Here is a 13,410-nt window from a genome sequence, read left to right on the forward strand (position 1 = left end):
CACCAGTGAGCGATATGTTGGCCGATATATAATAGTTTCTGAAATTGACTCCTGTGGATCCTATTGGAAGAACGCCCCTTCCGGGAGGGCGGCCGGCTGCCAGGGTGTTGCAGGTACGGTTGTTGTCGAGGGGGAGGGTTTTCGGGTGAGTGCCGTCCAATGACGTGTTGCGCCTGGCGTTGCGTGGCCATATGAGAACTTTCCGGTCCCCTTCACTTTCACCCCGGGAACCCAAACTACATTGATGTCAGCCGTCGACCTGTATGCAATGGATACTCTCGACGACTGGTTCCCCTACCGGGAGTACCGATCTGGCCAGCGGGGGATGCTTGAACTGGCCGCATCTGTCGCACGCGACGGCGGTATCGCCATGATCGATGCGCCGACCGGGAGCGGTAAGTCGAGCGTGGTCTCCGCGCTCCTCGCAGAGAGTCGGGGACGCAAGGTGCTCGTCGCTGTCCGCACCATCAGCCAGCTTGCCACGTTCATGCGCGAGCTCGATCTCATCCGGAAGAAGCGCGGCGGCCTGAAGTTCGCCTACCTCATCGGCAAGTCCAGCATGTGCCCGCTCGGCGGCGAGGGGGACGTCTACCGGCGGTGCGAGGGTGTCAAGGCCTTTTCAACGGCGCTAATGCGCGAACGGGCGCAGAAGGGAGCGCTCGTCCCGGCAAACGATCGCCAGATCCGGCAGCAGATCCGGAAGATGGACCCGGATCATCCGCTCATCTGCCCCTACTTCATCCACGGCAAGTCCTTTGTGGAGCCCGAGGACGCGGGGCTGAAGATGATCCCGTCGGCGGCCCTGCGCGTCAGGGCGGAGCGGGTGAGCACCGAGTTGATCTGGCCCGACCAGCTCGCCGGGTTCTGCGGCGACATCTGTCCCTACGATACGATGATGCACGCCGCCCGAGACGCCGACGTGGTGCTCGTGAACTTCTACCATCTCTTCGACGACGTCATCCGCGAGCAGCTCTACCAGTCGCTCGGGATCGAGGGGCACGACACTCTGCTGCTCATCGACGAGGCCCACAACTGCGGCGACGTCGTCCAGAGCATTGAGAGCGTGACGATCGAGGAGCGCGATATCATCCAGGCCGGGCACGAACTCGCCGGACGCCGGCGGTCGCAGCAGCAGGCGGACGCCATCACCCAGATCCTGCCGCAGATCACCCGGTTCATGGAGGCGCTCAAGGCCTCGCATGAGGTTGAGGACTGGTTCGACCCCACCATCTTCCAGCGAATGATCCTCTCGGGCACGCTCTACCAGAACCTGGAAGGGGTCGTGGACGATCTCCTCAAGATCAGCGAGGGGATCCGCGAGAAGAACATGCAGGCGGGCGAGTTCAGGGAGAGCGCGATCGAACGGCTGACCGAGTTCTTCTACCGGATCTTCCGGTCCGCAGCAGACCCGGCCTACCTGACGATTTACCGGAAGGGAGACGACGGCACGGTGGCGCTCGAGGTGAGGAACATCGACCCGAGCACCAAACTCCAGGATATCGCCCGGGCGCACGCCTGCGCTGTCCTGATCTCCGGGACGCTCTCCCCCATAGAGAGTTACCGCCGCTACTACTTCGGCGATCTTGACGTCACCACGGTATCGCTCCCGAACTCCTTCCCCCCGGAGAACCGTCGACTCTTCTGCGCAAACGACATCACCACCGCCTACTCGATGCGCCGGGACCCCGGGAACCTTGCGCGAACGGAGGACTACATCACCACATTTGCAGCCCTCCCCGGGAACCTTGCTATCTACTTCCCCTCCTACGACCTCTTGAACACCTTCGCGGAACGATGCGCTCCTCGTATCCGGAAGAAACAGATCTATATCGAGTCCAAGGATACCTCGGCGTCAGCCACGATGCTCCGAGAGTTCATGGCCCTCCCCGGGACGGGCCGCTCCGGCATCCTCTTTGCGGTCTGCGGCGGCAAGTGGAGCGAGGGTCTCGACTACCGGGGCGAGATGCTCTCGGGAGCGCTCGTCATCGGTCTCCCGCTCGCGCCGTTCAACCGCGTCCGCAAGATGGTGATCGATTACTTCAGGATGAAGTTCGGCGAGGAGGGGGAGTTCATCAGTTACACTCTTCCGGCGATCAACCGCGCCCTGCAGGCATTAGGGAGGGTGCTCCGGACACCTGAAGACCGGGGGATGCTCGTCCTCGGCGAGAAAAGGTTCCTCGAGTCCCGGGTCCATGCCGGGCTGCCGCCGTGGATGCAGGAGGAGATGACCGTCTCTACCGTCGAAGAGTTCCGGAAGGAGGCCGGACGATGGCGATCGTGAACGGGTCGTGTCGGTTCGGCCTCTGGCATGTCCACGTGGCATGGCAGGACGACCTCGTCTACCGGGTGCGGTTCGCCCGGGAGGGCCTCGACGGTCCGGTCCCGGAAGAGATCCTGCGCTACTGTGCCGGCCGCCCGGCTGATCTCTCCTCCCTCCGGAGTGTCGCGACCGAGGGTGAATCGACCAGCGCCCGGATCTACCGCGCGGTCCATGGGGTTCCCTGCGGGGAGACCGTCACCTACGGCGAGGTCGCCCGGATGGTCGGAACCGTGCCCAGGGCGGTCGGTTCGGCGATGGCGAGGAACCCCACCCCGCTCGTGGTGCCCTGCCACCGGGTCGTCGCGAAGACCGGTATCGGCGGGTTCACCCCGGATCCGGCGATCAAGGAGGCCCTCCTCGCCATGGAAGGCCGCACGTCCGGGCCCTGCACGCCGGAAAAGGGAGGAGTTAACAGGTAACTTCACCATACTATAGTTGAGATGAAGATCGTCGTCCTGGGTGCGGGAGCGGTCGGCCTGACCGTCGCCGCAAAGTTATCCCGCGTCGCGGATGTTCATGCCGTCGCGAGGAAGAGGCATGCGGACGCGGTGCGGGAACGGGGTTTCCTGATGACCGGTATATGGGGGCAAGGAGCGTATCGTTTCAGTTGCTCCGAAGATCTCCCGCGCGCGTGGCGAGAAGCCGACTACTACATCATCACCGCAAAGTCCACTGATACGGAGGCCGTCTGCCGCCAGTTCGCCGAATATATCCCGGGGCGCGAGGTGGTGAGTCTCCAGAACGGCATCGGAAACGAGGAGATCATCGGGCGGTTCACCGACCGGGTCATCGGCGCCATGATCATCACCGGGTTCGAGTGGCGGGGCGATGCAGCGGTCCACGTCTCGGTGGAGGCGTCGCCCATGAGAGTGGGGCGGTTCCCATCCGGTGCGGACGATGCAGTCGAAGTTCTCGTGAACCTTCTCCGAACTGCCGGTATCCAGGCGGAGGCGACCGATGCGATCCAGACCTCCCTCTGGGGAAAGACCCTCTATAACTGTGCGTTAAACCCGCTCGGCACCCTCATGAACGTCCCCTACGGCGCCCTCACCGACCCGCATGCCTGGGCGGTCGTCACCACGATCGTCCGGGAGGCCTACCGGGTGGCGGAGGCCGAGCACATCGCCCTCTCCTGGAAGACGCCGGCGGCGTATCTGGAGTATCTCCGAACCGATCAACTCCCGGCAACGGCGGCCCATCACTCGTCGATGCTCCAGGACCTCACTCTCGGACGGAAGACCGAGATCGACTTCATGAACGGTGCTGTCGTGGCGCTCGCCCAAAAGCACGGTATCGACGCACCCTGCAATGCCTGCATCACCGAACTGATCCGCTTCCGGGAGCGGCTCTGACGGTCGGGAGAGAAGTATGCGGTCGGCAGTAATCCTTGTAGGTGGGGCGGCGCGGCGTGCCGGCGGGCGGGAGAAGTACTTCTTCACTTTCCGGGGAAAGACCTTCATAGACCGTCTCATCGATACCCTCCGGGGGGTGGCGGACGAGATTGTGGTGGTCGCACGGGACCCGGGACAGTGCGAACGGTTCAATCACCTCGGGGAGATCCGATGTATACCGGACATCAGGAGGGACCTCGGGCCCATTGGCGGCTTGCACGCGGGAGCGCTCGCGGTGCGTGGCGAATATCTCTTCGTTGCCGCCTGCGATATGCCCTGCATCCACCCCGGAGTGGTCCGGCTGCTCTTTGACGCCGCCGTCGGGTATGATGCCGCCATCCCCTGCTGGAACGCCGATATGCTCGAGCCGCTCCACGCGGTCTACCGGCGGGGGGCGTTACTCGACTATCTAGAGGAGCACGAGTCGCTCTCGCTCCGCCCGATGGTGAGAAGCCTCAACACCCGATATGTTCGTGTGGAGAAGATCCGGGAGATCGATCCTGGCCTGCTGACGTTTACGAATATCAATAATTTAAAAGACCTTGAGTTGATCGACCCGCCGGCAGAGCCCGACTGGGATGATGCGCGCGGACCCGGCCAGGAGTCGTCGTAGCCCGGCAGAAGAGGGACCCCGGGCTTTCCGGCCCCCTAAAGGTTTTACAGGGTATCTCCGGGGCCAGGCAGTCCCGTGTTGCCCCGGAGGGGGAGAGGAGGGGAACCGGCGAGCCGTGCAGGGGACTGGGTCGGTGTGACCTCCGCAAACGTTATATATCTTCTCCGAGAAGTCAGGGCCTGATGCCATCGGGGGAAATGACTTCTACCAGTTCTACCGCTGCAAGTCCGGGCGATCCCGGAATTGTGGGAGCACTGCATTCCTGTTGCAGGCGTCGCCGCTCTCGGACCGGCCGGTTCTCACTATCGCTCATTCTGTTCTGCTGTCTTGCTGCCCTCCTGTGTGGGGTTGCTTCCGCTGATGGGGGGGCATACCTTCCCCTCTGGGAGGTGGGAGCAAATGACGCCGTCAGTTCTGTGGCAATCTCGCAGGACGGCTCTACGATCGTTGCAGGTGCAGGGTCGGTGGTATCCCTCCTGGACCAGCAGGGCACCACTCTCTGGAAGGCCGCTGCCGGCTCCAGCGTGAACGGCGTCGGGATATCGCCCGAAGGATCGTACGTCGGCGTCGCTGCAGACAAACTCTACCTTTTTGACAGAGATGGGAATCTGCTCTGGACCGAGAAGACGACCTTTATCTACCGCGATGTGGCGCTCTCGTCAGACGGCGAGTATATCGCTGCCACATGCGACAACGGTGCGATCTTCATCTTCGATCGGAACCAGGAGCAGCTCTGGGACTATGATATGGGAACCGACAGTTACGGAATCGCGATATCGGAGAACGGCCGTAAGATCGCGATCGGCTGTGACAACGGCGGGGTCTACTACCTTAACAGCAGGGAAGGGGAGTCCTGGAGTTACGGCACCGGCAAGCGCGTTGAAGGCATTGCCCTCACCCCCGATGCGTGGTTCGTGGCAGCCGGGTCACTTGACCGATGCGTCTACCTCTCGACGGGGGAGGGCGAGCACCTCTGGAAATATCCCACGGGAGACGCCGTCCGCTCGACGGCCCTGACAAACGAGGCAAGCGAGATCTTCGCCGCCTCCGGCAGGACTGTCTTCGTTCTCGACCGAGCGGGGATCGAGCTCCAGCAGATCGCCCTCGACGGCCGTGTGGAGTCCGTTGCTGTGACCCCTGACGGTTCGTTCCTCACTATCGGAGGCGGCGACGACGATCGGTTCATCCGCCTCTTCACGAACGATGCGACCTTCATCGAGAATGGGAATTCGACGGAGACTGCAGTAAACGAGACCGACCCGCTGGACGGGGTATCAGGCGATGTGACCGCTCCCCCGTACTCTGCAGACGACAGGATGGGTGCAGCGGCGGAACCGGACACGCAGGACAACTCGATACCCTCGCTCGTGCTTGGGTGGGTGGAGAACGTCCTGGCCCTCCTCTTTAAGCCCCAGGAAGGCTTCCTCGCCTGAATCCCTTTTTTTTGGGCCCTAGACCCCGTGCCTGCTCCCGCTCGCGTCGCGCATGTAATGCCCGAACTCGCTATCGAGCAGGACGTCGCCTGAGAAGACAGGCCCGTCCCTGCAGACCCGCAGGCCGTGCGGGTCGGTGCAGCACGAACCGCAGACGCCGACACCGCACTTCATGTAACGGTGGAGGGAGAACTGTCCCCGCTCGGCGCACCCCTCCCGGTCGAGGACGGCGAGCACCGCTGCCATCATGACCTCAGGCCCGCAGACGCAGATGTGGGCGAAATCGGTGAGGTCAACCCTTGAGATCAGCTGGGTCACGAACCCGTGGTGACCGGCGGTGCCGTCGTCGGTCGCGATCATCAGCGTCGCGGCCTCCCGGATCCGATCGGCGAAGAGAAGTTCGGAAGCCGTCCGGGCGCCGAGGAGGAAGGTGTCCACCTGGCCGGCCGTGACAAGCGGCAGCAGCGGGGAGGCCCCGACGCCGCCGCCGATGGCAAGTGTCCTCCCTGAGACGGTAAACCCGTTGCCGTAGGGACCGCGGATCCCGATCCGGTCCCCCTCGTGCATTGCACAGAGGGCGGCGGTCGCGTCCCCGACTTCGAGAACGGTGATCGAGGACGGGGAGGAGAGGGCCATCGGGATCTCGTCCACACCCGGCACCCAGACCATCACGAACTGCCCCGGCCGGGCAGCGATCTCGCGGTCGAAGACAAACGTCCTGATCGACGGCGTCTCCTCCACGATCTCTGTTATCGTCACCCCGACGGGCATCTGCTCATGCATGGCCACACCCCACGATCTCGCCCGCGTCGAGGCCGTCCGGGCTGTAGAGGTCTTTTGCGATCGCAGCGAAGATGCCGATGTCGTCGATGACCGCACTCCCGATCTCGACGGCGCTTGCTCCTGCCATCATCATCTCGACGACGTTGTCGGCGGTGGAGACCCCGCCGCACCCGATAACCGGGATGGAACACGCCTCGTAGAGGTCATAGACACATCGGACGGCGATGGGAAAGATCGCCTTCCCCGAGAGCCCGCCGAAACGGTTCCCGAGCACCGGGCGGCGGAGGGCCGTTGAGATCCGCATCGCTTTCACCGTGTTGATGGCGACGACCGCCGACGCTCCGCCGCGTTCCGCGGCGGCCCCGATATCACCGATATTGGCGACGTTCGGGGTGAGCTTCACCCAGGTGGGGATCCCGAGGGAGGCTGCCGCCCTCGTGCACTCCTCCACGAGAGCCGGATCGCTCCCGATCGCCGCCCCGTAGCCCTCTGCGTGGGGGCAGGAGAGGTTCAGCTCGAGCCCGGATGCCGTCCCGGCAAACCACCCGGCGACGGTCCGGAACTCCTCGGGCGTCCCCCCGAAGATGCTCACGACAACCGGTTCGTCCTGCAGGACAGCCAGTTCCTCCACGAATGCGGCCGAGGGGTTCGGCAGGCCCATGGCGTTGATGATACCGCCGTCGACGACGATCAGGCAGGGGCCCGGATGCCCCTCTTTCGGGCTCGGCCCGATGGATTTCGTGACCACTCCGCCTGCACCGCTTGCGAGGACGCGGGCGAGCGATGCCCCGGTGGTTCCGAGGATGCCGGCTGCCAGGAGAAGATGATTCTTCAACTGGATGCCACCGACCTCAATGGGGCCTGGATAAAGCGCAACCATTGAAAATAGGTGGGAGGAGGGTATTATTATACTCTCGCGCCAAGTGTACTAGCAAGGGACGATTGAGATTCGCTCTCCGGAGCCCGGATCCCGGTATGGAAGGCGGTAAGACGTCCCTTTCCCCTGCCGGATCGTTATTCTCCGTGAAGCGGGGCTTCTTTGCGCGCACAATCTCTGCCGATATAGAGAATCAGGACCGATACTATGACCTCGCTCGCAATCTTAGGTGTAGGAAAGGTGGGGGGCGAGACAGCGTTCCTCTCCGCCGCGCTCGGTCTCGCCGATGAGATCATCGTTTACGACGTCTACGAGCCCATTCTCCGGGCACAGGTGCTTGACCTGCAGCACACGGGTATTGATGTCACGATCTCTACCGATACGGCGGCGATACGGGAGGCTGACATCTTCGTCTTCGAAGCAGGCACCCCGAGGACGCCCGACATAAAGACCCGGGCCGACCTCATCGAGGCCAACATCCCCGTGGTGAAGCGCTGCAGCGAATTTCTGCGAGGATTTGACGGGATCGTCATCACTGTCACGAACCCCATGGACGCAAACAACTACGGCCTCTGGAAGATGATGGGCATCGACCGGCAACGGTGCATCGGGTTCGGTGGCCAGCTCGACAGCGCTCGCTTTACTCGCTTCCTCAAGGATGCGGGAATCCCCGGGCCTGGCTGGGTGCTTGGCGAGCACGGCGAGCACCAGGTGCCGCTCTTCTCTAAGACCGGTGAGGTTGTCGGCCAAAAACAGCGGGAAGCGATCCTTTCGCGGATGCAGGGGGCAAGCATGGAGGTGATCCGCGGCAAGGGGGGCACGGTCTTCGGTCCCGCGTACCACATAGCCATGCTGATACGCGCGGTTCTCGACGACCGGCGGGAGGTACTCCCCTGCTCATGCGTGCTTGACGGTGAATACGGTCTCTCGGGCTGCTCGCTCGGCGTCCCTGCCCGGATCGGCCGGGAAGGCATCCTCGGCATCGAGGAATGGGACCTCGATCCGTGGGAGGATGCGAGGATGGCGAAGGCGGGAGCGTTCGTGCAGGACCTCTGCAGGAGATTCGATGGCTGATCAGGTGCCGGGATCACGCATGAGCACCGCGGCTACCCTGGACGATTTCAGAAAGGCCCGGATCGGCATCCACCAGGTGGAGTATAGCGTCGGGGCCGAGATCCCGGTCATCCATATATTCGGCCGTGACGCCTCCGGGCGAGCGGTCCGGGTCGATGTGACCGGGTTCCGACCCTACTTCTACGTGCCGGCAAGCCTGGCGGACGCTGCCCCCCTCCCGCGTGAGGTCGATCTGGAGCCCGGCACGACCTACCGCTCCATCCGCGGCGAGCCGCTCCGGCGCCTTTACACCCGGCGCCCCGGCGATGTCCGTGACGTCCGCAATCTATTTAGCGAGCACTACGAGGCCGATATTCCGTTCGCCACCCGATTCATGATAGACTGCGGCCTCTCCGCCGGCGTGGAACTTCCCGCGGGGACCTCCGTGGTCGACTACCGCGAACTCGCACCGTCCAGCGTCGCGGCTCCCGCGCGCACCTGCATCATGGATATCGAGTGCGTGGACGAGCAGGGGTTCCCCGAGCCCGAACGCGACCCGATCATCTGCGTCACCTGCTGGGACTCGTTCGATGACGACTACACGACCCTCCTCTGGCAGCCTGGCGGGGTGCCGGGCGATGCGCCCGTCGACGACCCTGCGCTCCGCGTTCATGAGCAGCACCGGGTCGTCCGCTACCCCGATGAGGTCTCGATGCTCCGCGGGCTTGTTGCCTACATCAGGGAGCGCGACCCGGACATCCTCTCGGGCTGGAACTTTGTGGAGTTCGACATTCCGTATATCCTGAAACGGATGGCAGCGATCGGCCTCCGAACCGAGGACCTCGCGCGCCTCCCGGGGCAGACCGAACGAGACGCCATCCGTGGACGGGCACTCTTCGACCTTCTTTCCGCCTACCGGAAGATGCACCAGGCCCAGAAGGAGTCCTACCGGCTTGATGCGATCGCCGAGGAGGAACTCGGCGTGACGAAGGTCCGCTACAGCGGGACGATCACGGCGCTCTGGCGGTCCGACCCCGCACGGCTTGTGGAGTACAACTGCCGGGATGTCGAACTCTGCGTCGGGATCGATAAAAAGAACAACATTATCGAGTTCTACCGGGAGATCTCCCGGTACGTCGGGTGCCCGCTCGACCGGACGCTGAACTCGTCGAACGTCATCGATATCTATGTCCTTCGAAAAGCGTGGGGCACATTCGTCCTTCCCTCAAAGGGGCTCGCCGCCGGGGATGAGTTTGAGGGGGCGACCGTCTTTGAGCCAGCCACCGGCCTCCGGGAGAACGTGGTGGTCCTCGACCTGAAATCACTCTACCCGATGGCGATGATGACGATCAACGCCTCGCCCGAGACGAAGAACCCGGAAGGCGAACTCCGGGCGCCGAACGGCGTCCGGTTCTCCCGGGAGCCGGACGGACTGACCCGGAGCATCATTTCAGAACTCCTCGTGGAGCGCGACGAGCGCAAGCGCCTGCGCAACCAGTTCCCCTTCGGGTCGCCGGAGTACGTCCTCTACGACCTCCAGCAGAACGTTCTGAAGGTGATCATGAACTCCTACTACGGGGTATCGGGTTACACCCGGTTCAGGCTCTATGACCGCGAGATCGGGTCGGCCGTCACGTCGGTCGGGCGGGCAATCATCAGGCACACCCGCGACATCATCACCGACCTCGGCTACACGGTCCTCTACGGGGACACTGACTCGTGCATGGTGCAGGTTCCGCCGGGAGATCTCTCGGAGACGATCGCAAGGGCGAGGACGATCGAAGCCCGGTTGAACGCGAGTTACAGCGACTTCGCGAAGGCCGAGTTGAACGCCGATACCCACTACTTCTCCATCAAGTTCGAGAAGGTCTACCGCCGTTTCTTCCAGGCAGGCAAGAAAAAGCGCTACGCCGGGCATCTGGTCTGGAAGGAGGGCAAGGACGTCGATGAGATCGATGTCGTCGGGTTCGAGATCCGACGGAGCGATTCGCCGCAGATCACGCGGGAGGTGCAGCGCACCGTCATCGAGATGATACTCCGCGGGGACGCATTCAGCGACGTGCAGGCGTATCTCCGCGACGTCATCAGGAAGTACCGTCGAGGGGAGTACCCTCTCGATGAAGCCGGTATTCCCGGCGGGATCGGGAAGAACCTGGATAGTTACGAGAACGACGACGCCCATATCCGGGGCGCCAAGTACTCGAACAGATATCTCGGGACCGACTTCAAGCGGGGCAGCAAGCCCAAGCGCGTCTACATTAAGGCCGTCACGGCGAAGTACCCGAGGACGGACGTGATCTGCTTCGAGTACGCCGACCAGGTGCCGCCGGAGTTCGTCGTCGACTGGGAGACGATGCTTGAAAAGACACTCAAGAGTCCCCTCTCGCGGATCATCGAGCCGCTCGGGTGGGACTGGCACGACGTCGATCCGTCACGGACGACGCTCTTTGATTTCGGATTATAAGAAAAGGTTTTGAGGGGGTGCCTTACGCGAGACCCCTTTTTACACGCTCTTCCTCGAGGAAGGCGCTGCGTTCGATATTCTTTGACCAGGCAATGCGGCCGCTGACGACCTGCCAGGTACCCAGCTCGATAACATCAATCCCTGCCGGAACCCGGGAGACGTCTGCCCCGCCGGGTACGACCAGGACCGCCTTATCGACGCTGCCGGCGCTTGCAGCAGCCTGGAGCGCCTCGACGGCACCTGCCTGGACCACAGGGGCCATATTCACGTTCACGAGCACCCGCTCCGTCCTGCCGGCGACCCGGCGGGAGAGCACGCACTCCGGCTGAACACTCCCGGCGGGAGACGATGCACACTGCCACCCGTCCCGGGAAGAGAACCGCCGGGCAAGGGTCTTCTTGACATCCAGATACGTGGAATCCTTTATGCCACCCATATCAATATCCTCTGCTTTACTGTATGGTCATGGTCGAATATAAGTATTATAGTTCTCTCCCTCCCCGGTGCTGCAACAGGTGTCCTGTGGCGGTTATCAGTGGATTCTCTTAATTCTCTTCTCCCCGACTGATCACGAGGTGAAGGTGTGGTCGGTATGGACGGAGCACCGGAAGATCCGAAGGAACACTTTTATGCTACTACCGGTACTATGCGGCGGGGTTTGTTAGTATGGCAGAAATAATGCAGACAGATGCCGGGGTTGTAGAAGCGTACGAGAGGCTGGCGCGTGAGGTGCTGGAGCGGCCGGAGAGCATCCCGAGTGCTATCCACAATCTCCTCCTGAAACTGGCGGAGACACACCCGGGAGCAGTCTACTGGATCGTCCGGAAGTTCTACCAGGAGTATCTCCGGCTCTATGTCTCCGATACCGGGTATATCGGCATCGCAGACCGTTATGAACCTGACCTGATGTACCCGGGCGATATCGTCCTCTACATGGTGCCCGAGAGTCCGCAGCCGGGTGACGTGGTCCAGATCTCCTTCACCGATAAAAATGAAGTGAGTGTCTATGTCATCCACGGGCGGGTCATCGGGTGCAATGAGGACCGCTCGATACAGGTCGCAGATACCAGCACCGGCGAGGACTATAAGGTCGTCGATTGGAACATTCTCGGGAAACTGGTCAAGGTAATCCCGTTCGGTTCCGACGAGTGGCAGGAACTCTTTCCGGCATCCGGCGTCCCGAACGATTGGCTCGCCACGTCTATCGAGGAGAACATCAGTTCACTCCAGGAGTCAGATCTTCCCGGGAAAGACGAGGCGATCGCTGAACTCAAGCGCCGCCTTGAGATCCGGGTGTAGAAGCCGGAGGCCCGCTGCGCTTAAGTCGATCCGGGTTTTCACGCTGACAGGGTCCGGTCCGGCGTGATCCCCCTTCTCGCAGGCCCCCCTGGCGACTCCGGAGTGGCGCCTCTTCGTTGCCTCTCTCCACGGCCGCCAACCTTTTTCTCGGAGAAAAACATCGTCGCTATATGAAATTCCTGGGAGTCTTCATCCTTGCTCTGCTGCTCATCCCTTCCGGAGCACATGCACTCACCTTCCTCAGCGCCGACCAGCAGTTGATTGACACCCCCATCCCCGACGACGTGGTCGCCTCGGGTGGGTCCGTGACCGTCAGGGCCCCCGTCGACAGCCTGACCGTCGCCGGGGGCATGGTGACGGTGGATGCCCCGGTGGCCGGCGACGTCATCGCCGCGAGCGGCACCCTGGTAGTCAACGGTGATGTCGGTGGGAAGGTGCTCGCCGCTGGTGGCGAAATTGAACTGAACGGAAACGCGACGAACGCACTCGTCACCGGGGGCACGGTTCGGATCGGGGAAGATGCCGTCATAGAGCGTGACGCGGTGATCAGCGCGGGCGAGGTCGTGAACGAGGGATCGGTCCTCGGCAACCTTACCGTCTCGGCCGGGACATTCAACAACACCGGCACGGCCGGAAACGTGACGTTTGAGGAGCAGCAGGAACCCGGGCCGGCGCTGCCCGGCCTCTTTGCGGTACTCACCGCGATCGGGGCCCTCATCCTCGGCCTCCTCCTCATCAAATTCCTCCCCGGCCCGTTCGCGGCGATCGTCGGGGAGGTCGAGAAGAACCCGGTCGTCCTGACCGTTCTCGGGTTCCTCGCGATAATCGTGACGGCAATTCTCCTCCTGATCGTCGCCATCACCGTGATAGGCCTCCCGATCGCGCTCGTCGGGGGACTCCTCTTCATCGTCGCTCTCCTGCTCTCGTCGCTCTTTGTCGCATACGCCCTTGGGGACGTCATCGCTTCGCGGACGGGGTGGAGGCCGGGACCCATGGGTATCTTCATCCTGGGGTTTGTGATCCTGCAGATCCTCACCTTCATCCCGCTCCTCGGAGCGCTCGTCCAGGTCGTCGCGGTCAGCCTCGGCTACGGGGGGATCCTTTATGCACTCAGGGGTGTCAGCCAGCCCGGCGCGGGCGGAGGGGCGGCGTAGCCCCTTAGTCTCCGGTGGGCCTG

At 62.8% G+C, this 13,410-nt stretch carries 12 protein-coding genes; 9 read left to right on the forward strand and 3 right to left on the reverse strand.

Translation table 11 applies throughout. From position 1 onward, the window contains the following. The first annotated feature begins 268 nt into the window (after nt 1-268). The 5 genes from PLN84_RS04375 (at nt 269) to PLN84_RS04395 (ending at nt 5,757) form a co-directional block, all read left to right on the forward strand. The gene (locus PLN84_RS04375) at nt 269-2,281 is read left to right on the forward strand and encodes an ATP-dependent DNA helicase (protein WP_292385258.1); all 2,013 of its coding nucleotides are present in this window, start codon (nt 269-271) and stop codon (nt 2,279-2,281) included. Next, on the forward strand, nt 2,269-2,739 hold the full coding sequence (locus tag PLN84_RS04380; RefSeq protein WP_292384962.1) for a methylated-DNA--[protein]-cysteine S-methyltransferase: 471 nt from the start codon (nt 2,269-2,271) through the stop codon (nt 2,737-2,739). Before PLN84_RS04375 ends, PLN84_RS04380 begins: the two co-directional genes overlap by 13 nt. A gap of 21 nt (nt 2,740-2,760) precedes the next feature. Continuing rightward, the gene (locus PLN84_RS04385; protein ID WP_292384961.1) at nt 2,761-3,672 is read left to right on the forward strand and encodes a ketopantoate reductase family protein; all 912 of its coding nucleotides are present in this window, start codon (nt 2,761-2,763) and stop codon (nt 3,670-3,672) included. A 16-nt stretch (nt 3,673-3,688) separates the two neighbouring features. Next, nucleotides 3,689-4,324, forward strand: a complete 636-nt coding sequence (locus tag PLN84_RS04390) for a molybdenum cofactor guanylyltransferase (RefSeq protein ID WP_292384959.1) — start codon at nt 3,689-3,691, stop codon at nt 4,322-4,324. Between the two features lie 197 nt (nt 4,325-4,521). Next, on the forward strand, nt 4,522-5,757 hold the full coding sequence (locus PLN84_RS04395) for a WD40 repeat domain-containing protein (RefSeq protein ID WP_299952530.1): 1,236 nt from the start codon (nt 4,522-4,524) through the stop codon (nt 5,755-5,757). An 18-nt stretch (nt 5,758-5,775) separates the two neighbouring features. On the opposite strand, the gene PLN84_RS04400 is transcribed toward PLN84_RS04395, so the two are convergent. Both PLN84_RS04400 and PLN84_RS04405 read right to left on the reverse strand, forming a co-directional pair. After that, complete coding sequence (locus PLN84_RS04400) at nt 5,776-6,540, reverse strand: dihydroorotate dehydrogenase electron transfer subunit (protein WP_292384955.1); 765 nt, start codon at nt 6,538-6,540, stop codon at nt 5,776-5,778. Further along, nucleotides 6,533-7,420 (reverse strand): dihydroorotate dehydrogenase, encoded by an 888-nt coding sequence (locus PLN84_RS04405; RefSeq protein ID WP_292384953.1) that lies wholly within the window; start codon nt 7,418-7,420, stop codon nt 6,533-6,535. Before PLN84_RS04405 ends, PLN84_RS04400 begins: the two co-directional genes overlap by 8 nt. 204 nt (nt 7,421-7,624) lie before the next feature. Between PLN84_RS04405 and PLN84_RS04410 the strand changes: the two genes are divergently transcribed. Next, nucleotides 7,625-8,491 (forward strand): lactate dehydrogenase, encoded by an 867-nt coding sequence (locus tag PLN84_RS04410; protein WP_292384951.1) that lies wholly within the window; start codon nt 7,625-7,627, stop codon nt 8,489-8,491. Between the two features lie 19 nt (nt 8,492-8,510). Then, nucleotides 8,511-10,934 (forward strand): DNA-directed DNA polymerase, encoded by a 2,424-nt coding sequence (locus PLN84_RS04415; protein WP_292385256.1) that lies wholly within the window; start codon nt 8,511-8,513, stop codon nt 10,932-10,934. A 22-nt stretch (nt 10,935-10,956) separates the two neighbouring features. On the opposite strand, the gene PLN84_RS04420 is transcribed toward PLN84_RS04415, so the two are convergent. Continuing rightward, a complete protein-coding gene (locus PLN84_RS04420; RefSeq protein ID WP_292384949.1) occupies nt 10,957-11,370 on the reverse strand; it encodes a hypothetical protein in 414 nt (137 codons plus the stop codon). A gap of 230 nt (nt 11,371-11,600) precedes the next feature. Between PLN84_RS04420 and PLN84_RS04425 the strand changes: the two genes are divergently transcribed. After that, nucleotides 11,601-12,233 carry a hypothetical protein gene (locus PLN84_RS04425; RefSeq protein WP_292384948.1) on the forward strand — a complete coding sequence of 211 codons (633 nt, stop codon included), beginning with the start codon at nt 11,601-11,603 and terminating at the stop codon, nt 12,231-12,233. A gap of 170 nt (nt 12,234-12,403) precedes the next feature. After that, nucleotides 12,404-13,387 carry a hypothetical protein gene (locus PLN84_RS04430; RefSeq protein ID WP_292384946.1) on the forward strand — a complete coding sequence of 328 codons (984 nt, stop codon included), beginning with the start codon at nt 12,404-12,406 and terminating at the stop codon, nt 13,385-13,387. Nucleotides 13,388-13,410 lie beyond the last annotated feature (23 nt).

This window comes from Methanoculleus sp. (assembly GCF_035363275.1).
Classification (GTDB): Archaea; Halobacteriota; Methanomicrobia; order Methanomicrobiales; family Methanoculleaceae; genus Methanoculleus.

Coding starts and splice junctions, on each gene's coding strand:
- PLN84_RS04395 (WP_299952530.1), top strand. CDS start 4,522: ATGACTTCTACCAGTTCTACCGCTGCAAGTCCGGGCGATCCCGGAATT.
- PLN84_RS04420 (WP_292384949.1), bottom strand. CDS start 11,370: ATGGGTGGCATAAAGGATTCCACGTATCTGGATGTCAAGAAGACCCTT.
- PLN84_RS04380 (WP_292384962.1), top strand. CDS start 2,269: ATGGCGATCGTGAACGGGTCGTGTCGGTTCGGCCTCTGGCATGTCCAC.
- PLN84_RS04390 (WP_292384959.1), top strand. CDS start 3,689: ATGCGGTCGGCAGTAATCCTTGTAGGTGGGGCGGCGCGGCGTGCCGGC.
- PLN84_RS04425 (WP_292384948.1), top strand. CDS start 11,601: ATGGCAGAAATAATGCAGACAGATGCCGGGGTTGTAGAAGCGTACGAG.
- PLN84_RS04400 (WP_292384955.1), bottom strand. CDS start 6,540: ATGCATGAGCAGATGCCCGTCGGGGTGACGATAACAGAGATCGTGGAG.
- PLN84_RS04415 (WP_292385256.1), top strand. CDS start 8,511: ATGAGCACCGCGGCTACCCTGGACGATTTCAGAAAGGCCCGGATCGGC.
- PLN84_RS04405 (WP_292384953.1), bottom strand. CDS start 7,420: ATGGTTGCGCTTTATCCAGGCCCCATTGAGGTCGGTGGCATCCAGTTG.
- PLN84_RS04430 (WP_292384946.1), top strand. CDS start 12,404: ATGAAATTCCTGGGAGTCTTCATCCTTGCTCTGCTGCTCATCCCTTCC.
- PLN84_RS04375 (WP_292385258.1), top strand. CDS start 269: ATGGATACTCTCGACGACTGGTTCCCCTACCGGGAGTACCGATCTGGC.
- PLN84_RS04410 (WP_292384951.1), top strand. CDS start 7,625: ATGACCTCGCTCGCAATCTTAGGTGTAGGAAAGGTGGGGGGCGAGACA.
- PLN84_RS04385 (WP_292384961.1), top strand. CDS start 2,761: ATGAAGATCGTCGTCCTGGGTGCGGGAGCGGTCGGCCTGACCGTCGCC.